We start from the raw sequence: 17,999 nt of genomic DNA on the forward strand, positions 1-17,999 counted from the left end.
GATAAGTGTTCAGGTTGCGAACGGCGCCGTAGCGCGGGGGAGCGACGGAGAGGACGCGACGTTCTCCTCACGACCAGTGACGCTGCCACCGGTCGGCGTTGTCCGCGGACGTCATGACGGCGTCGAGCGTGATACCGTAGCCGTCCAGTTCGTCGATGTACCGTTCGATGTCGTCGGGGCGACCCCAACGGTCCGGGCTGACGAGACAGACTCGGTACCCTGCGTCCGTCAGCGCACCGTACGTCTCCTCGTCGAGCGGCAGCATCGTGTTCGTGTCGACCCACACCCAGTCCACGTATCCCTGGTTTTCGAGCGCGATTTCGAGCGGTTCGGCCTCGGAGAACCGTATCGCGACGCTGCTGAACTCCGACTGGCGGGTCGACGCGTAGATGTACGGAAACTCCACGTCGAGCAGGAAGTACTCGGAGACGCCGTGACGCGAAGCGAGCCTCCGGACGTCGTCTTCGATGCCGGACTCCTTGATGTTGAACACGACGAATCTGTCCCCCATCGCGGCGAGGTACTCGTCGAGAGGTTCGGCGTCCTCGTAGGGGTCGTGGGTTAACACGAGCCGGTCCCGATAGGCTCGCACGTCGATTTCGACCCCGTACTCCGGCGGCAGCGCCTGCAGTTCCTCGACGGTGTTGACGCGGTGAGCGATGACAGTCATTTCGACCTCCGCTTCAGTTCCCAGCTGTACGCAACGGTCCGCTTTATCAGGTTCCACTTCCCGCGGAGGCTCGTGTTCCAGTTCGACTCACCGTGGACGCGCTCGGGGAACTCGACGTCGAACCGGACGACGTCGTAGCCGAGTTGCTTCGCGGTGTAGTAGAAGTACAGGTCGAACGAAAACCCGTCCGGCGGGTCGTCCACCTCCTCGAGGAGGCTCCGGTGGAACAGGTTCGGCTGTGCGTTGATATCCCGGAGTCGCGTCCCCATCAACACCGTCTCGAACAGGGACATGCCTCGCGTGAAGAACGTGTCGACGAACGGCCGCCCCTTCCGGTCGCCTTTCACGTAGCACGACGTCGGGTCCGGCTGCTCTTGGGCCAGCCGGTACGCGCGGACGGTGTCTGCAGGGTCGGTCTGCATATCGGCGTGCGTCCAGCAGACGAACTCGCCGTCCGCATCGCTCAGTCCACGCCAGATGCCGTAGCCGTAGCCGCGGTTCTCCTCGACGGTGGTGATTCGGAGGAAGTCGTTGTCCGCCGACAGCTCCTCCATCACGGCGGCGGAGCCGTCCGAACTGCCGTTGTCGACGAGCCGCACCTGGACCGAGATGTCGTCGGCGAGGATCTCGGAGAAGCGGTCCACGATGAGCGGCAAGTTCTTCTCCTCGTTGTAGCACGGGACGACGACGGAGAGGTCAGTCATCGAAGTACTCCCTCCATCGAGCCGGGTTGTCCGTGAGTTCGTCGATTCGCTGCGCCGACGCCGGAGCGTTCCGGCACAGGTACTCCAGTTCCTCGTAGCGGTACAGGTTGTCCGGCGTCCCCCAACTGATGTACAGGTCGACGTCGAAGACGACGCTCCGCTTCCCCATGCGGTTCAGGAACACCGGGAGCGTGTCAGCGTAAAACTCGCCGTTCACCCGGTGGTCCGCCTCGACCATCGACGTCGCCGCCTCGATGAAGTCCTCCGCACGGTCGAAGTAAAACGCGCCCGTGACCGCGTGGTCGTCGTACGGGCTCGACGAGATCGGCGTCTTGACCGAGACGGAATCGACGGTTTCTCCGTCCTCTCGGACCGCACACCAGCCCCACGACTCGGGGTGCTGTTCGAGCGCGCGCTGCTCGGTGAACGTCCAGACGACCGCGTCGACGTCTTCGCGCGACCGGAGCTCCCGGTACTCGCGTTCGTCGTACTGCAGGCCGTGGTCACAGGCCGCGATCAGCACGTCTTCGTCAGGGTCGAGGTGCGGCTCGGCGAGCATCGCGGTGCAGACCTGCCCCTCGGTCGTCTCCGACACCGTCACGACCTCGGCGTCCTCCACTGTCGATTCGAGCAGCGAATCGATCCCGTAGTCGTCGACATGCTCGGCTCGAACCACGAACACCCACTTGTCGGCGTCCGGGAGGTCCTCGACGACCCTCCGAATCATCGGCTCGCCGGAGACCGGAATCAGCGGCTTCGGGAGCAGATACCCCTCCGTCGAAAATCGGCTTCCCAGCCCCGCCATCGGGATGACGTTGACAGTCATTGCTGGCCGTAGTACGCGTCGCTTCCGTGCTTGCGCTGGTAGTGTTTCTCGCGAATCTGGCTCGGGAGCCCTTCGGTGTCGGGGTCGAGCCGCAGCGTTCCGAGGTTCATGCGCGCGACCTCCTCCAGGACCGCGGCGTTCTCGACGGCAGCGTCGACCGACTCTCCCCAGACGAACGGGGCGTGTCCGGCGACGAGCGCGCCCGGAATCGCCGCGGGGTCTCTGTCCTCGAACAGTTCGACGATCACTCTCCCGGTGTTGCGTTCGTACTCGTCCATCTCCGACTCGTCGAGGTACCGAGTCACCGGTACGGAGCCGCAGAAGTGGTCGGCGTGGGTCGTTCCGAGACAGTCGATGGGCTTCGTCGCCTGTGCGAACATCGTCGCGTGCGTCGAGTGCGTGTGAACGATTGCGTCGACGTCGAGTTCCCGGTACAGTTCGAGGTGCGTCGGCGTGTCGCTGCTCGGCTTCTTGTCCCCCTCCACGACGTCGCCGTCCATGTCCAGCAGAACGACGTCCTCCGGTTCGAGTTCGTCGTACGGGATGCCCGATGGCGTGATTCCGAAGACGTCCCCGTCTCTGCAGCTGACGTTCCCCCACGTCAACATGACGAGGCCGCGTTCGGAGAGCCGCCTGTTGGCCGTGACCAACCGCTGTCTCAGCCGGTCTTTCATACGCTTCGTCTCACCCGTTCACGTAAATCTCCATCGACGAGTTCGTACACGGTCACCGCGTCGAATTCGTAGGTTCCGACGGGCGCGTCGCCCTCGAGCACCGACCACGCCTCGTCGAAGTCGTCGGGGTCGATGGACGCGATGGTGAGGTGCGGCTTCCAGCCGTCCCCCACGAACGGGAAGCCGTACGTCGAAAGGTTCTCGCGTCGCTGCGGGTCGAAGTCGTCGTATGCGTCCCGATACCGGTCAATCATGGTTCGTCGCCGGTGGTCCGCCATCTGACCGGCGACTCGCTGCTGATACTTCCCGAGTCCCGCTGAGAGAATCTTGCAGACGAGCGTGTGGTTCCCGGTGACGTCGTCGTCCCGGAACACCTCCCAGCCGGAAATCTCGAACGTCGGGTCGTCCGGGCGCGGCACGGCGAGGTCCTCCGCGGAGTCGACGGCGAGGTCGCCGACGTACAGCGTGACGTGCGGCTCGTCGTCGAGGTACTGCTGGTCGCCGACCGCTGTTCGCAGCCTGGATTTCAGTTCGGTGACGGCGTCTCGCGCGCGCGGCCCGGGCGTGAGCGCCACGACGTATTCCGTCATCAGTGAGCCGTGAAGTCGACGTTCCGGAAGCAGGTCTCGACCTGCTCCTGCGTGAGATTGATGTATCGGTTCCCGTTTTCGGCGTACAGCAGCTCCAGCGGCTCGTTGTGTGGAACGACGATTTCGTGCCACTGCCACATCGGGACGTCGTACTCGCTCCCCAGGATGCAGCGGAGTACGACGTTGTGGGTGACGACCGCCGCGTCGTCGTCGCCGTACTCCACCTCGTCGAGGAACTCCGAGACCCGGTCGAGCACGTCACGGGTGTTCTCCCCGCCGGGGAAGTTCGGGTCCTCGTTGTCGTCCCACTGGTCGACGAGTTCGGGGTACCCCCGTTCCAGTTCCTCGTAGGTCAGTCCCTCCGCCTCGCCGTAGTCGATCTCGGCGAGCCTGTCGTCGACGACGACCTTCGTCAGGCCGAGTTCCCGCTTCAGAGCGGACGCAGTCTCGTACGAGCGTGCGAGCGGGCTGGTGTAGACGGCGTCGACGTCCGACAGCGAGTCGGGAACGTCGACCGAGCCGGCCACACTCGGATCGCGTCCCTGGCCGAGGAACGTCTGCTCGTCGCGGTTCAGGTCCGTCTCCTCGTGCCGCAGCAGCTGGACGGTCGTCGCGTCCGCGAAGTACGACTCGAACTGCTGTTCGAAGTCCTCCAGGAACGCCCGAATCGCGTCGCTGTGTTCGTCCGTCCACTCGGGGTACTCGTTGTCGTACTTCATCTGCTGTAGTTCGAGGAGGTGTTCGGTGTGTTCGTCCTCCCGCTTCGGGAACACCGAGAAGTACCGGTCGACGGTTTCGGTGAGGTCGTAGTGGACGTTCTCCTGGCGGTAGAGCTTCAGGAAGTTCATCATCGAGAACTTCATGATGTGATAGGAGAACTCGAACCGGTCCTTGTCCGTCATCTCCTTTTCACGCTGCACCATCTGCGGGCCGTCGTCGAACTCGTACTCGCGGTAGGAGACGGTCTCGCGGTTGAGGTCCGTCAGGTAGTCGGAGATGCTGCGCCGCATCGTGAAGAAGTGGTTCGGCTGCAGCGTCGGCACGCGAGCGATGTCCGTCATCGGCCGTTTGAAGTACGTATCCGAGTGCTGCCAGGCGAGGCAGGTGAACGGGCTTCGGCGGCAGTGGCGCTCGTGCCCCTCCCGGTCGTACACCATCAGGTGGAACACGAGGTTTCCGTCCTCGTCGAACTTCAGCGGGCCGAACGTGGTGTTCAACTCGACGTCGTATCCGTAGTCGACCTCGATCTGGTTTTTCAGCGCGCTGAACTCCTCGACGACCGCGTCGTACTTCGACTCGGTGAGTTCGTCGACGATGACGACGATGTCGACGTCGCTCATCTCGTTGACGTCGTCCGCCTCGACGAACGAACCGACCAGCGTCCCCGACTCGACGAAGTCGAGGGACGTGATGCAGTTTCCGATTCCCTTCGTCAGGTGGCGCTTGAAGTCCTCGTTCACGTTTGAGTAGTACCGGGCGTTCGTCTTCAGGTCGTATAGTGCTTGCTTCGGGTTCTCGGCCTTCAGGACCGCGGAGGCGGACACCACGTAGTCGGCGTCGATCTTGTGGACGTTAGAGCGTTTCACGCCGCCGTCGAAGCACACCTCGAAGTCGTAGCCGTCGCGGCTCGCTTCCGAGAGCCGCTCGACGGTTTCGAGCGCCTCCGATGCCATCCCTTGCCCCGAGACGCCCGGCCGTTCGATGCCGAGCACCTGGACGACGTCGACGTCGTGGAGGTGCTGTTCCATCGACTCGATCGGCGCGTCGTACGAGACGCTGAGTCCGGCGTCGCATCCGTGGTCCCTGCAGTAGTCGAGAAGCGCTCCGATTTCCTCGTCGTCGCCTTCGGGGTGGAAAATCACCGCGTCGACGTCGTCGACGAGCTGCTCGGCCCAGTTGCGCGGATGCTCGGACATGATGTGGACCATCCGCTTCGTGTCCGGGAACGCCGCGTCGACCTCGTCGAGCACCTCGAGGTCGACGGGGTCGGCGTTCTCGTTGTACGTCTCGTCGACCAGATCGAGGTGGATGAAGTCGGGCCGGGTGTCGACGGTCGACTTGATCTGGTCGACGTCCTCCGTCTCGGAGAGGTAGACGGCGAGTCCGACCTGCTTGGTGTCGAACGTGTACCGGGTGTGAAGCGAGTACGAGACGAGGAAGATGCAAGCCGCGCTCGCGAACCGCATCAGCCCGTACTGCTGGGAGAACTGCTGGAACAGCAGTTCGATGAGGAGGACGTTGAGGAGAAACGCGAAGCTGGAGATGGCGGCGAATATCTGGAACGTCCGGAAGTTCCGGTTTTCGGAGACGTCGAAGTTGAACCAGGCGTTCAGGACGTAGCTGAACACCATCCCGAGAGCGAACCCGAACACCGTGTTCCCCCACTGGTACGGTGAAACCCCGCTGAGTACGGCGATGACGGTGATTTCGAGCGCCAGCGCACCGACGCCGATGAGGATGTACCTCAACAGGTACCGGAACCGGTAGCGGTAGTAGTCGACAGTTCCGCGCAGGTCCACGGACGAAAAGACGACGTACTTGCTCCCCAGGTAGTTCGTCATCGTCGTGAACCCGATGATGACGACGTTCGCGAGCAGTACGGGCACGCCGACGGTAACGAGGCCGCGGAGAAGTGCGAGCCCCATGAACAGGGACGCGACGTACAGGGCGAGGTACCGGGCTGCTTCGCCGTAGTACTCGGTCCCCCCGTTCTCGAACGTGTACGTCTTGTTGAAGTAGAACCCGAAGGCGACGCCGAGTAGATAGCCAGTCCCGGACGAAATCAGGTAGTGGACGTTCAGGAACTGGAACAGCGCGAAGAACGCGGAGTAGTTGAGGATAGTCGCAACTCCACCGACGAGACAGAATCGGACGAAAGGGACTCTGTGCTCCTCGATGAGACTCCTGGTAGCCATTACAGCTAAGATATCCAGCGCAGTTCGTAAGCCTTTCGCCAGCATATCAAATTCGATAATGCAGTAGAGGGAAAGTGACAGGCCTCGCACTGGTCGTCATTCCGAGAGCGACCGCGAACCAATACGGTATAACGGGGGACGACCCAAGAGTCGGTCGGGCCAACGACTACCTGACAGATATCTGACTCTATATGCGCCAGTTCTATTTCCCCCTGTGAACTACGAATCGGTGATGAGGGCACACACCGGGGGGAGTGCGACATGAACGTGAAGCGGCTCGGCGCCGTGGCGGTCGTCGCGCTGGTGGTCGTCGCCGGCGGGGCGGCCGCGGCGTTCGTCGCCGGCGTCGGACCGTTCGGCGGCGACGAGGAGTCCAGCATCGAGGAGTTCCCGACCGCGACGCCGACGCCGACACCGGGGAGCGGCAGCAGCGGCGGCGGAGGCGGCGGCAGCGGCACCACCACGGCCACCGGCGAAAGCGGCGGCGAGAAGCAGCTCCCGGCGTACTACTTCACGGTCGAAACGATAGACAAGTGCGGGCAGACGTGCCGCGACGTCACCGTGGAACTGACGAACAACCGTAACGAAACGGCCCAAGACGTCACCGTCTACACGCGCATCTACGCCGGCAACACGACGAAGCAGGGGTCGATGGTGTGGGAAGGAAAAGAACCCATCGGCAAACTCCAGGCCGGGGCGTCCACCACCGAGACGCAGCGCGTGAAACTCTCGTACTCCGAGGCGTTCTCGGTGAAGCAGAACGACGGCTGGATCACGATTCTGACGACCGTCCAGTCCGCCGAGAAAACGATGACGTTCAAGCAGCGCCGCGACGTCGCCTGACGCCGCCGCGGTTTCGAAATCCTTTTTTCCTTTACCGGGGTTCTTCGAAGTGCGCCGCCTTAGCTCAGACTGGGAGAGCACTCGACTGAAGATCGAGCTGTCCCCCGTTCAAATCGGGGAGGCGGCATACTTCTCCGGCCGACAAACGGGCGCGAGCGTAGCGAGTGAGCGGTCGGCCGGAATCTGCGACCCCGACCCGATTTGAGTAGACGTGTCGCGGCCGAGCGGAGCGAGGTCGTCTTCCGTGCTCGAATCGGAGACGTCGATTCGGATGGTACCTCGCCGGGAGCGGGATCGACCGGGCCGTGGAGAGTGCCTGTGCGTGGCCACCAGCCATACCCGTAGCGAGCGTTTCGTCTGTTCCCGTGAAGACCTCAACCGCGGTTCTGGTGTTCGGTGCGCTGCTGTTCGTCACTCCGGTTCCAGGGACGTTCATCACGGGCGCGCTGGTGCTCGTCGCCGGAACCGTCGGGCGCTGGCTGGGCGCGTAGCGGGTCAGTAGAGTGGGGCGGCTGAACGTCGCGGGCGGTGCCGAAAGGGTGGTGGCCTGTCAGGCGATGTCGTGTTCGGCGAGGCGGAGGTGGAGGTTCTGGATAGAGGCGAGAACGGTGTCGGCTTCCTGGCGGACAATCGGGGCGGGACGGAAGCCGATGCCTTCCGTGGCGGTTTGGAGCATCGGGAGGTCGCTGCTGCCGTCGCCGACGGCGATGGTCTCCGCGAGCGGGACGTCCTGTTCGACGGCGATCTCTTCGAGGACGTCATCCTTACCGCGGTCGAGCAGCTCCCCTTCGACGTCGCCGGTCAGCGCGCCGTTCTCGGTCGGCAGCCGGTTCGCGACGAGCGTGTCGACGTCGACGCCGGCGTCGTCGAGCGCGGCGCGGACGCCTCGTTCGAAGCCGCCGGTGATGATGGCGACGTGGTGGCCGTCGTCGCGGAGGTCCGAGAGCATCTCGGCGGCTCCGGGGCGGAGTCGGCTGCGGTTGAACGCGGCGTGCGCCTGCTCCTCCGGGAGCCCTTCGAGCAGGTCGGCGCGGTCGCGCAGGCTCTCGGCGTAGTCCACGTCGCCGTTCGTCGCGCGGGTGACGATGCCCGCGACCTCGCGGGCGACCCCTTTCTCTTCGGCGAGGAGCATCGAGAGCTCTGCATCCGACAGCGTTCCGTCGAAATCGAACGCGACGAGCATGTGTCGTCGTACAGCGAGCGGCGTTCTAACCGTTGTGGCCCCGCGGGATCCGGACGGCCATCGGCGTTTTCCGGGTGCCGGACACATCGACCGACCGTATGACCGAGCAACTCACCGACGAGGACCGCGGGAAGCAGGTGGTCCACGAAACCGAGCGCATCGGCGTCGTCACCGACGTCCGCGGGGACACCGCGACCGTCGACCCGCAGTGGAACCACGTCCACGACGAACTCCGAGCGGAGCTGGGGTGGGACCCCGACGACGAACACCAGACGCTCGACGAGTCGCTGGTGACCGACGTCCGAAACGGTCAGGTTCACCTGCGCGACGACATCCTCTGAGGGCGCTCCGCACCGATTCCGGCGGATTCGCCGATTCTCGGTCCGGGTTCGTGTTGTGGTATGGCGTCACGCGGAAGTGTTATCCCTCCCCCGCCACTGTGTTGAGTTGCAATGGCGAAAGGTTCCGTTGATTTCTTCAACGACACTGGCGGTTACGGCTTCATCGAGACTGACGACGCGGACGACGACGTGTTCTTCCACATGGAAGACATCGGCGGTCCGGACCTCGAGGAAGGGCAGGAAGTCGAGTTCGATATCGAGCAGGCCGACAAGGGCCCGCGCGCGACGAATCTCGAACGCCTGTAAGGCACTCTCAGTAACTACGCGGCTCCGTTAGGAGCGGCGACATTTTCACGCTTTTCACCACCGACCAGCGGAGCGGCTGGACGTGGGAACACCGAAGTCACGAGGAGCGTCAGCGACCGGCAGGTCGGTCGGCGTGCATCGGCCGGACGACTTGCACCGGTCGGACGCGAACCAGAGCGGTCCGCGTCGACGCGGGTGTGACGCAGAAACCGCGTGACTGCGGCGGGTGTCGGCTCGACGGCTGTGAACGGTTCTCGCGTCGAGCCGTGTCCCGGAAGGGTTATACGTCAATACCGACTTTGTACGGACATGGCAACTGGGAAGGTCGACTTCTTCAACGACACTGGCGGCTACGGTTTCATCGAGACTGACGACGCGGACGACGACGTGTTCTTCCACATGGAAGACATCGGCGGTCCGGACCTCGAGGAAGGGCAGGAGGTCGAGTTCGAGATCGAGGACGCCCCGAAGGGCCCTCGCGCGAAGAACCTCGAGCGCCTGTAAACCGGCGACGCGGCGCCGACGTCGGCGCCTGAACTACGATTCCATTCTTTCGACGCTACACCGAACAGCCGTGGCGCTCTGACGCACACCGCCGACAACGTTATTGCGCTACCCCTATGACTATGTTTCACATGGGATCTCTCGTGACCCGCGGACGCCACGTCCGCGACCGCATCGAACGCATCGCCCGCAAACTGCACGCCGTCGCCACCGAGCGGCTGCTCGCTCCCCAGCGCGGGGCGCGGAGTCTCTCGATGGAGGCGCACATCGCGAACAGCCGGAGCGGCCGGAACCGGTAGCCGGACGGCCGCGGAGACTCGCCCGCTGGACGACGCGTAACCGGACAGACACGACGGCTGTGCCGCGGCTGCCGGCTGCGTCCGTTTTCGGTGAACTGACCTCTCCAGCAGCGGCGCCCGGGGTCGTCAAGGCCGATGTCCTCACGGGGTTCTGGAGGTGTCCCGGATTCGTCCGGCGCGTCGCTTATCCGGCGGCGGCGCGAACCGGGCGACGTGAACGTGACGACGCTGCACGACCCGGGTCACCGCGAGACGCTGTGGGAGCTGGAGGCCGCCTTCGACCGCGGCGACCTCGTCTCGGTGTTCGGGGTCTGCACCGTCGACTACGAGGGCCGCGCCGCCTCGTCGCTCGGCGCCGGCGCGCGGCTCGTCGTCCTGAAGCCGGACGGGACCGCGCTGGTCCACACCGACGAGGGGCGGAAGCCGGTGAACTGGCAGCCGCCGGGCTGTGAGCACCGCGCCGCGGTCCGCGACGGCCGGCTCCGCGTTCGGAGCGTCCGAAGCACCCCCGACGAGACGCTCGACGTCCGGTTCTCGGACGTCCAGCACGTCGCCGCGTACGACGTGACCGGCGGCCGCGCCGTCGACGTCGCCGGCACGGAGGCGGACCTGAAAGCCCGCGTCCTCGACGAGCCGTCGCTGGTGGAGCCGGGGTTCGAGCCGCTCGAAACCGAGCGGGAGACGGACGCCGGCCCGGTGGACGTGTTCGGCCGCGACGCCGACGGCAACCCGGTCGTGGTGGAGCTGAAGCGGCGTCGGGTCGGCCCGGACGCGGTCGGGCAGCTGTCGCGGTACGTCAGCGCCGTCGGCCGCGAGGAGCCGGACGGAACGACGGTTCGCGGCGTGCTGGTCGCGCCGTCCGTGACCGACCGGGCGGCGGAACTGCTCGCGGACGAGCAGCTGGACCACGTCGCCGCCGAGCCGCCCAGCGAACCGCCGAGCGGGCGGGGCGGAGCGGAGTCCCCGGCCGCTCCGGGCGGCGAACCGGGCGGAACCGGCGAGTAAAACGTAGGCTTTATTCGCGCCACCGCCGTCGTTCCCGCTAAGTAACCATGTCAGACAAACCTGCCTCGATGTACCGGAACATCGAAAAGCCGTCGTACACGCGACGGGAGTACATCACGGGGATTCCGGGCTCCAAGATCGCACAGCACAACATGGGCGACCTGCAGGCGGACGCCGACGACTACCCGGTCCAGATCTCGCTGCGCACCGAGGAGTCCGTCCAGCTCCGCCACGGTGCGCTCGAATCCGCGCGCCTGTCCGCGAACCGCCACCTCATCAAGGAGCTCGGCGAGGGCGAGTACAAGATGATCCTCCGGAAGTTCCCCCACCAGGTGCTCCGGGAGAACAAGCAGGCGACCGGCGCCGGCGCCGACCGCGTCTCCGACGGTATGCGGCAGGCGTTCGGGAAGCCGGTCGGCACCGCCGCCCGGATGCAGGCCGAAGACGCCATCTTCACCGCGTACGTCGACGTCGCGGACGCCGACGTCGCGAAGGAGGCGTTCCGCCGCGCGTACAACAAGCTGTCGCCGCCGTGCCGCATCGTCGTCGAACGCGGCGAGGAACTGCTCCTCGGCTGAACCGCGGACGCGACGACGACAGCCGATTTTCGGCCGGACCTCGACCCCGCCAGCGACGCGTTCGCCGCCCGGCGCGGCCCCGCGTCGCCCGGCGTCGCCCGACGCGCCGCGCTCGCTCCCGCTTGGTTCTCCGGCAGCATTTTCACCGACGCGGCTCCAGACGTAGCCATGACTGGAGTCCGCGTCGCCGGCGTGGGACTGACGCCGTTCGGCGAACACGACGGCCGGACCGGCCGCGACCTGTTCGCTGAGGCGGCCCTCGCCGCGCTCGACGACGCAGAAGTCCCTCGGACGGACGTCGAACACCTGAACTACGGGAACTTCATGGGGGCGCTCGCGGAGCGGCAGGGGCACCAGGCGCCGCTGATGGCGGAGGCCGCGGGGCTGCAGTGCGCCGGGACGCGGTACGAGGAGGCGTGCGCCTCCGCGGGCGTCGCCGTCCGCGAGGCGGTCCGCGCCATCCGGTCGGGCGAGGCCGACGTGCTGCTCGCCGGCGGCATGGAGCGGATGACGAACCTGTCGACGCCGGAGGTGACGGAGTCGCTCGCGGTCGCCGCCGACGAACTGTTCGAGGTGCGCGCCGGCGTGACGTTCCCCGGCGCGTACGCGCTGATGGCGCGCCGCTACTTCGAGCAGTACGGCGGGAGCCGCGAGGACCTCGCCGCCATCGCCGTGAAGAACCACGCGAACGCGGTGCCGAACGAGTACGCGCAGTACCAGCGCGAAATCACCGTCGAGGACGCGCTCGACTCCCCGCCGGTCGCGTCGCCGCTGCACCTCCTCGACGCCTGCCCGATTACGGACGGCGCGTCGGCGCTCGTGCTGGTGTCCGAGGAGTACGCCGCCGCGAACGACGTTGACGCGCCGGTCGCGGTCACCGGCACCGGCCAGGGCGGCGACCGCGCCGCGCTGCAGGACCGCGACGACATGGCGCAGACGCCGGCGGCGGCTGACGCGGCCGCCGAGGCGTACGCGGACGCCGGCGTCGACGCAGACGACGTCGACGTCGCGGAGGTCCACGACTGTTTCACCATCGCGGAGGCGCTGGCGCTGGAGGCGCTCGGCTTCTACGACCCCGGCGACGGCGTCGGCGCGGCGCGGCGCGGCGAGACGACCCGCGACGGTGACCTGCCGGTGAACCTCTCGGGCGGCCTGAAGGCGAAAGGGCACCCGGTCGGCGCCACCGGCGGCTCCCAGCTCGCGGAGCTGACGCGGCTGCTCCGCGGCGACCACCCGAACAGCGACGCCGTCGCGGACGCGGAGGTCGGCGTGACGCACAATGCCGGCGGCACCGTCGCCTCCGCGGTCGTTCACGTCCTGGAGGTGGCGGAATGAGCGGCGACGCGGCGCCGCCGACGGACACCGGCTACGACGAGTGGGTGGCGTCGCTCGGCGACGGCGGCTACTACCTCGCGTGCCCCGACGGCCACGGGTCGCTGCCGCCGCGGCGCGTCTGCCCGGAGTGCGGCAGCGACGACCTGACGGAGCGCGACCTCCCCGAAACCGGCGCGGTCGAGACGTTCACCGAACAGCACGTCGCGGCGCCGGCGTTCGCCGACGACGTCCCGTACGTCACCGCCGTCGTCGAGTTCGGCCCGGTGCGGCTCACCGGCGTCGTCCGCGGCGTCGACGCCGCCGACGTCGAAATCGGCCAGCGGGTCACGGTCGACGCCGCCGACCACGACGGCTCCGGACGTGCCCTCGTCGTCTTCCGGCCGGCGTAGCCGACTCCGGCCGGTTCCCGCGGGTCAGGCGTCTGCGTCGCCGGCGGCGTCGCCGTCGTCGCCGTCGCGTTCGACCGTGACGGTCGTTTCGTCGCCGCGTTCCGCGTCCGCCTCGTCGCCGCCGGCGTCTACCTCGTCGGCGACGACGGCGGCGAACTGCGCGGGGAACTCGACGTGGGGCAGCAGCATCGCCTCGTCGAACACGACCAGTTCCGCGTCGGCGGCCGCCGCGAGGTCGCGGCCGTCGGCGAGCGGCGGGAGGTCGGCCTCCCGGCCCCACAGCAGCGTCACGGGGCAGTCGAGGCCGGCGAGCGCGTCGCCGAGGTCGACGTCGCTGTTCAGGTGGCCGGAGACGAACGACGCCGGCGCGAACCGGGCGTTCGGCTGGTGGGCCGTCCGCCACTCATAGTCAACCCACCGCTCGCCGACGCGCTCGGGGTTCCAGTAGCCGTGGTCCTCGTTGAAGTACCGAATCGACGGCTTGCTCGCGAGCAGCGAGAACGCGGCGTCGCCGACGACGGGCGACCGGAGCAGTTCGCGCAGCCACGTCTTCGGCGGCTCCGGCCCCGCGACCGCGGTCGGGCAGACCAGCGACAGGTCGGCGACGTCCAGGTCGGACTCGGGGTCGTCCGCGGCGTCGCTCGCCGCGGCGGCGACGTACGCGCCGGTGAGCGACGACGCGACGACGCGCGGCGACTCGTACTCGCCGAGGAAGTCCGCGACGAAGTCCTCGTACAGCGCCGCGGAGTAGCGCAGCGCCGGCCGGTCCGAGCAGCCGAACCCGGGGAGGTCCGGCGCGACGACGTGGAACTCCTCGGCGAGGCGGTCGAAGACGGCGCGCCACTCGCCCGACGACGCCGCGGCGTTGACGCCGTGGACCAACACCAGCGTCTCGTCGGCGTCGTCGCCCGCCTCCGTGTACGCGACGTCCATGCCGCGCCACCGGTAGGCGTGCTGCGTCCCGTCCAGCGCCGGCTCGAGTTCGCCCGCCTTCGCGCGGAGCGCGGACGTTGCCGCCGCGGTGCCGACCGCGCCCGCGACGCCGAGCGCCGCGTACTTCCCGACTGTTCGGAGCGCAGAACCGAGACTCATGGTGCCGAGTTCGGTCGCCGAGAACTTAGTTCGCGTGGCGGCCCTTCGACGCCGCGGGCCCGACCGCCGCGGAGTCAGGCGTCGTCGCTGTCGACGCGACTGTCCCCGTCGTTGCCGGCGTCGTTGCCGGCGCGGTCGGCGCGGCGGTCGCGGACGCAGTCGCGGAGCGGTTCGAGGACGTCGGCGGCGACGCTGTACGGGTCGGTGTCGCGGCTCCGGACCCGTTCGGCGAGGTCGTCGACGCCGCCGCGCGCGTCGAGTTCGTCTTCGAGCAGGTCGGCGGCGTCCGAGCGGAGCAGCTGCCGGATTTCGGCGGCGTACCGCGTCCGCTCCTTGTCGGCGAGCGCGTCCGTCTCGACGAGCCACTCGCGGTGGTCGGCGAGCGCGTCCAGCAGGTCGTCGACGCCCTCGCCGCCCGTCGCGACGGTTTCGACGACCGGCGGCGTCCACGGCTCCGCGGCCTCGCCGTCCTCGTCGTCGGCGCCGTCGATGGCGACCGCGTCCATCTCGGCACCGTCGACCGGGCCGTGGTGACCGGTGTCGAGGTTCTTCGCGGGGTTCTGCCGCATGTGAATCATCTCCTCCAGCTCCGCGACTGTGCGCTCTGCGCCCTCCATGTCGGCCTTGTTGACGACGAACACGTCGCCGATTTCGAGGATGCCGGCTTTCAGCATCTGGACGTCGTCGCCGCTGCCGGGCTGGACGAGCACGCAGACCGTGTCGGCGGTCCGGACGATGTCGACTTCGTTCTGGCCGGCGCCGACCGTCTCGATGATGATGCGGTCCTTCCCGAACGCGTCGAGCGCCTTCACGGCGTCCGCGGTCGCGGTGGAGAGGCCGCCGAGCGTGCCGCGCGCCGACATCGACCGGACGAACACGTCCATGTCGCCGACGTTCGACGCCATCCTGATGCGGTCGCCGAGGACGGCGCCGCCGGAGTACGGCGACGACGGGTCGACCGCGATGACGCCGACCGTCTCGCCGCGGTCGCGGTACCGCTTCGCGAGCTTGTCGACCAGCGTCGACTTCCCGGCGCCCGGCGACCCGGTGACGCCGAGCACCGACGCGTCGCCGGTGTGGCGGTGCAGCGACGACACGATGTCGCGGTACCCCGGGCTGCGGTCCTCGATCTTCGAGATGACGCGCGCCAGCGCCCGGTGCTTCCCGGCCAGCAGGTCGTCGACGAGCGCCGCGTTCGCGTCGCCGCTCCCCGCCGCTACCCCGCTGGTCCCCGACCCGTCCGTCGCTGCGTCGCCTCCGGCCGCACCGTCGACTGTGCCGTCTGCCGCGCCGTCTCCCGCGGCGTCGTCCCGGTCGGTCATGCCCGTTCGGGGACGTTGTCGCGGACGAACTCGATCGTCTCCTCCATCGGCGTCCCCGGGCCGAACACGGCGGCGACGCCCATCTCCAGCAGTTCCTCGCGGTCGTCGTCCGGGATGATGCCGCCGACCAGAATCAGGGTGTCCTCGAAGGCGTCGTACTCTTTGAGCCCCGAGACGACCTTCGGGACCAGCGTCTTGTGCGCCCCCGACAGGATGGAGATGCCGAGGACGTCGACGTCCTCCTGGACGGCGGCCTGCACGATTTCGTCGGGCGCGCGGTGCAGCCCGGAGTAAATGACTTCGAATCCGGCGTCGCGGAACGCCCGCGAGATGACGTGTGCGCCGCGGTCGTGGCCGTCGAGCCCGACCTTCGCGATGAGACAGCGGATGGTCCGCTCCTCCTGTTCCTGCGTGCTCATACCACCGGATTCGCTGCGGGGACTGTTGACTCTAACGGACGTTCGGAACAGACCGGGGGCGACGCCGTAGGGCTTTTATATTAATCGGGTGACGGGACGGCCATGGTTCGACCGACTCCGCGAATGGAGACCCACGGAGACGTCATCGGCGCGCGAATCCTCGCGTTCATCATCGACAGCGTCCTCATAGGCGTCGTCTCGTTCGTCCTGCTGCTGGTGTTCGGCGCGCTCGGCGCCGGCCTCGGCGGCGAAGAGGGCGCCGCCGGCGCGGTGCTGCTGCTCGCGCCGCTGTTCATCGTCCTCCAGTACGGCTACTTCATCTACCTCGAAGGCGACCGCGGCCAGACGTTCGGCAAGCAGCTGCTCGACATCGTGGTCGTGAAAGAGGACGGCTCCGACTGCGACTTCGGCGCCGCCGCGGTCCGCAACATCCTCCGCATCGTCGACCAGCTCGGCATCCTCGTCCCGTACCTCGTCGGCCTCATCCTCATCTTCCTCACCGACGACCACCAGCGCATCGGCGACCTGGTCGCCGACACCGTCGTCGTCAAGACGGAGTGAGCCGGCGGCCCGCAGCCGACTCGGCGCAGCACCGCCGCGCAGCCACCCGATTTTCGCGTCTCACGGCAGCGTGACGTCCGCGACGTAGACGCCGAACGCCGCGGCGTCGACGCCGGGCGTCCGCACCGGCACGAGCGTCACCGTCAACTCCACGTCCGCCGCCTCGGCCGTGTCGCGCCGAACCGACTCCGTGACCGTCTCGGTCGCGTCGAGCCGGTCGCCGAACAGCGCGCGCTCGACGGCGGTCGGGAACGCCTCGTCGACGCGCCGGCCGACCGCGCCGTCGCCGAAGGCGGCCTCGTAGGCGGCGTTGACTTCGCTGACCACCGGTTCGCAGGCGGCGCCTCCGTTCCGCTCCGCGTCGACCGCCGCGTCGCCGGCGCCGCTCCCGGTCACGTCCGCGCCGCCGTCGGTGGTCTCCTCGGCGTCCGCGCCGCCGGCGGCGTCGCGGTCGGCGGTCGCTTCGACGTACACCGTCGGCGCCGGCAGCCCCTCGAAGAAGACGTGCAGCCGGTCGCGTTCCGTCCGGAGCTCCGATTCCCGCTGGAGCCGCGAGAACGCCTCGGCGGCGTGGGAGGCGACGATTTCGAGGAACTCCGCGTCGCGCTCGTCGAACGCGCCGACCGTCCCGGCCGTGATCTGGATGACGCCGTGGTCGCCGATGGGGACGCTGACGACCGACCGAATCGAGTCGTCGTCGCGCATCCGCAGGGGGCTGGACTGGTAGTCGTCGACGACCTGCGACTCCCCGGTCCGGTAGGTGCGGCCCGCGAGGCCGTCGTCGACGGTGAAGCGGTGCTCCTCCTCGTTCGGGAGGGTGTCGCCGTACGGGACGATCTGGTCGCCGTCGACCCAGCCGAGCACGCAGCGGCCGTAGGCGAGCGCCTCGGTGACGGCGGCGACGATCTCGTCGCCGATCTCCTCGACGGTCTCACAGCCCGTGATTTCGCGGGTGTACGTGTTCAGCGCGGTGAGCTTCGCGTTCGCCTCGGTGAGCCGGTCGCGTTTCCGGGCGCGGCCGACGCTGTCTGCGACCTGGTCGGCGAGCGCGTCGACGCCACAGTCGGGCGAGACGACGCTGTCGACGGTCGACTCCGGGAAGTCCTCGCCGTAGACGACCAGCGGCGTCTCGGTGACGGAGTCGGCGAGCCCCGCGGTGTCGCCCGAGAGCGCGACGACGCAGTCCGTGAGGGGGCCGAACTCGCGGAGGTACTCCTCGGCGGTCGCCGCGCCGCGCGGCACGGCGTCGACGCCGAGTTCGGCCGCGAGGGCGTCCGCGACCTGCCGCGCCTCCTCCAGCGAGTCGGGCGCGACGACGAGGACGCGTACTCCCTCCAGCACTGTCATTATCGTGTTTATCCAGCAATCGTCCGGGCTTAAACCATTCGGCAGCGGCGGCGTTCGGTGGCACGCGACACGGTGCTGCGGCCGGGAGGCGTCCGC

At 67.8% G+C, this 17,999-nt stretch carries 22 protein-coding genes and 1 tRNA gene; 12 read left to right on the forward strand and 11 right to left on the reverse strand.

Annotated features, from left to right (window positions below; translation table 11 throughout):
* Positions 1-67: 67 nt before the first annotated feature.
* From ACQUS7_RS03740 to ACQUS7_RS03765, 6 genes are read right to left on the reverse strand one after another with little or no spacing between them, the layout of a single operon-like run.
* Positions 68-670: a hypothetical protein gene (locus tag ACQUS7_RS03740; RefSeq protein WP_435144737.1), complete on the reverse strand. Its 603-nt coding sequence runs from the start codon at positions 668-670 to the stop codon at positions 68-70.
* Positions 667-1,374: a glycosyltransferase family 2 protein gene (locus ACQUS7_RS03745; protein WP_435144739.1), complete on the reverse strand. Its 708-nt coding sequence runs from the start codon at positions 1,372-1,374 to the stop codon at positions 667-669. The genes ACQUS7_RS03740 and ACQUS7_RS03745 overlap by 4 nt, the downstream gene beginning before the upstream one ends.
* Complete coding sequence (locus ACQUS7_RS03750) at positions 1,367-2,200, reverse strand: NTP transferase domain-containing protein (RefSeq protein WP_435144742.1); 834 nt, start codon at positions 2,198-2,200, stop codon at positions 1,367-1,369. Before ACQUS7_RS03750 ends, ACQUS7_RS03745 begins: the two co-directional genes overlap by 8 nt.
* The gene (gene araD / locus ACQUS7_RS03755) at positions 2,197-2,874 is read right to left on the reverse strand and encodes an L-ribulose-5-phosphate 4-epimerase AraD (RefSeq protein ID WP_435144744.1); all 678 of its coding nucleotides are present in this window, start codon (positions 2,872-2,874) and stop codon (positions 2,197-2,199) included. The genes ACQUS7_RS03750 and araD overlap by 4 nt, the downstream gene beginning before the upstream one ends.
* Positions 2,871-3,464 carry a 2'-5' RNA ligase family protein gene (locus ACQUS7_RS03760; RefSeq protein WP_435144747.1) on the reverse strand — a complete coding sequence of 198 codons (594 nt, stop codon included), beginning with the start codon at positions 3,462-3,464 and terminating at the stop codon, positions 2,871-2,873. The genes araD and ACQUS7_RS03760 overlap by 4 nt, the downstream gene beginning before the upstream one ends.
* Positions 3,464-6,379: a GtrA family protein gene (locus ACQUS7_RS03765; protein WP_435144750.1), complete on the reverse strand. Its 2,916-nt coding sequence runs from the start codon at positions 6,377-6,379 to the stop codon at positions 3,464-3,466. Before ACQUS7_RS03765 ends, ACQUS7_RS03760 begins: the two co-directional genes overlap by 1 nt.
* A 261-nt stretch (positions 6,380-6,640) precedes the next feature.
* Here ACQUS7_RS03765 and ACQUS7_RS03770 point away from each other — a divergent pair, with 261 nt between their 5' ends.
* The 3 genes from ACQUS7_RS03770 (at position 6,641) to ACQUS7_RS03780 (ending at position 7,713) form a co-directional block, all read left to right on the forward strand.
* Entirely contained in the window at positions 6,641-7,222 is a 582-nt protein-coding gene (locus ACQUS7_RS03770; RefSeq protein ID WP_435127570.1) for a hypothetical protein, read from the forward strand.
* Between the two features lie 53 nt (positions 7,223-7,275).
* A tRNA-Phe gene (locus ACQUS7_RS03775) sits at positions 7,276-7,349 on the forward strand.
* A 238-nt stretch (positions 7,350-7,587) separates the two neighbouring features.
* Entirely contained in the window at positions 7,588-7,713 is a 126-nt protein-coding gene (locus ACQUS7_RS03780; protein ID WP_435144753.1) for a hypothetical protein, read from the forward strand.
* 59 nt (positions 7,714-7,772) lie between these two features.
* Here ACQUS7_RS03780 and serB read toward each other — a convergent pair whose 3' ends face one another.
* Positions 7,773-8,405: a phosphoserine phosphatase SerB gene (serB, locus tag ACQUS7_RS03785; RefSeq protein ID WP_435127566.1), complete on the reverse strand. Its 633-nt coding sequence runs from the start codon at positions 8,403-8,405 to the stop codon at positions 7,773-7,775.
* Between the two features lie 98 nt (positions 8,406-8,503).
* Between serB and ACQUS7_RS03790 the strand changes: the two genes are divergently transcribed.
* The 8 genes from ACQUS7_RS03790 (at position 8,504) to ACQUS7_RS03825 (ending at position 13,162) form a co-directional block, all read left to right on the forward strand.
* A complete protein-coding gene (locus ACQUS7_RS03790) occupies positions 8,504-8,746 on the forward strand; it encodes a PRC-barrel domain containing protein (protein ID WP_435144757.1) in 243 nt (80 codons plus the stop codon).
* 111 nt (positions 8,747-8,857) lie between these two features.
* Entirely contained in the window at positions 8,858-9,052 is a 195-nt protein-coding gene (locus tag ACQUS7_RS03795) for a cold-shock protein (RefSeq protein ID WP_435127562.1), read from the forward strand.
* 309 nt (positions 9,053-9,361) lie between these two features.
* Complete coding sequence (locus tag ACQUS7_RS03800; protein WP_435127560.1) at positions 9,362-9,556, forward strand: cold-shock protein; 195 nt, start codon at positions 9,362-9,364, stop codon at positions 9,554-9,556.
* 131 nt (positions 9,557-9,687) lie between these two features.
* Complete coding sequence (locus ACQUS7_RS03805; RefSeq protein ID WP_435127558.1) at positions 9,688-9,855, forward strand: hypothetical protein; 168 nt, start codon at positions 9,688-9,690, stop codon at positions 9,853-9,855.
* Positions 9,856-10,068: 213 nt separating this feature from the next.
* Positions 10,069-10,860: an endonuclease NucS gene (gene nucS, locus ACQUS7_RS03810; RefSeq protein ID WP_435144762.1), complete on the forward strand. Its 792-nt coding sequence runs from the start codon at positions 10,069-10,071 to the stop codon at positions 10,858-10,860.
* A 47-nt stretch (positions 10,861-10,907) separates the two neighbouring features.
* The gene (locus ACQUS7_RS03815; protein WP_435127554.1) at positions 10,908-11,438 is read left to right on the forward strand and encodes a 50S ribosomal protein L16; all 531 of its coding nucleotides are present in this window, start codon (positions 10,908-10,910) and stop codon (positions 11,436-11,438) included.
* Positions 11,439-11,606: 168 nt separating this feature from the next.
* Positions 11,607-12,773 (forward strand): thiolase domain-containing protein, encoded by a 1,167-nt coding sequence (locus ACQUS7_RS03820; RefSeq protein ID WP_435144764.1) that lies wholly within the window; start codon positions 11,607-11,609, stop codon positions 12,771-12,773.
* Positions 12,770-13,162, forward strand: coding sequence for a Zn-ribbon domain-containing OB-fold protein (locus tag ACQUS7_RS03825; RefSeq protein WP_435144767.1), 393 nt, complete (start codon positions 12,770-12,772; stop codon positions 13,160-13,162). Before ACQUS7_RS03820 ends, ACQUS7_RS03825 begins: the two co-directional genes overlap by 4 nt.
* 24 nt (positions 13,163-13,186) lie before the next feature.
* Here the strand turns inward: ACQUS7_RS03825 and ACQUS7_RS03830 are convergent, their stop codons facing one another.
* From ACQUS7_RS03830 to ACQUS7_RS03840, 3 genes are all read right to left on the reverse strand, one after another.
* Positions 13,187-14,254, reverse strand: coding sequence for an alpha/beta fold hydrolase (locus ACQUS7_RS03830; protein WP_435144769.1), 1,068 nt, complete (start codon positions 14,252-14,254; stop codon positions 13,187-13,189).
* A 74-nt stretch (positions 14,255-14,328) separates the two neighbouring features.
* Positions 14,329-15,576 carry a methylmalonyl Co-A mutase-associated GTPase MeaB gene (gene meaB, locus ACQUS7_RS03835; protein ID WP_435144772.1) on the reverse strand — a complete coding sequence of 416 codons (1,248 nt, stop codon included), beginning with the start codon at positions 15,574-15,576 and terminating at the stop codon, positions 14,329-14,331.
* A complete protein-coding gene (locus ACQUS7_RS03840) occupies positions 15,573-15,995 on the reverse strand; it encodes a cobalamin B12-binding domain-containing protein (RefSeq protein ID WP_435127544.1) in 423 nt (140 codons plus the stop codon). The genes meaB and ACQUS7_RS03840 overlap by 4 nt, the downstream gene beginning before the upstream one ends.
* Before the next feature lie 102 nt (positions 15,996-16,097).
* On the opposite strand from ACQUS7_RS03840, the gene ACQUS7_RS03845 reads away from it, so the two are divergent.
* Complete coding sequence (locus tag ACQUS7_RS03845; protein WP_435144775.1) at positions 16,098-16,556, forward strand: RDD family protein; 459 nt, start codon at positions 16,098-16,100, stop codon at positions 16,554-16,556.
* A gap of 60 nt (positions 16,557-16,616) precedes the next feature.
* Here ACQUS7_RS03845 and ACQUS7_RS03850 read toward each other — a convergent pair whose 3' ends face one another.
* Positions 16,617-17,903: a GAF domain-containing protein gene (locus tag ACQUS7_RS03850; protein WP_435127542.1), complete on the reverse strand. Its 1,287-nt coding sequence runs from the start codon at positions 17,901-17,903 to the stop codon at positions 16,617-16,619.
* Positions 17,904-17,999: the final 96 nt, after the last annotated feature.

It is taken from the genome of Halobaculum sp. P14, from assembly GCF_051195155.1.
GTDB lineage: Archaea > Halobacteriota > Halobacteria > Halobacteriales > Haloferacaceae > JBNTKA01.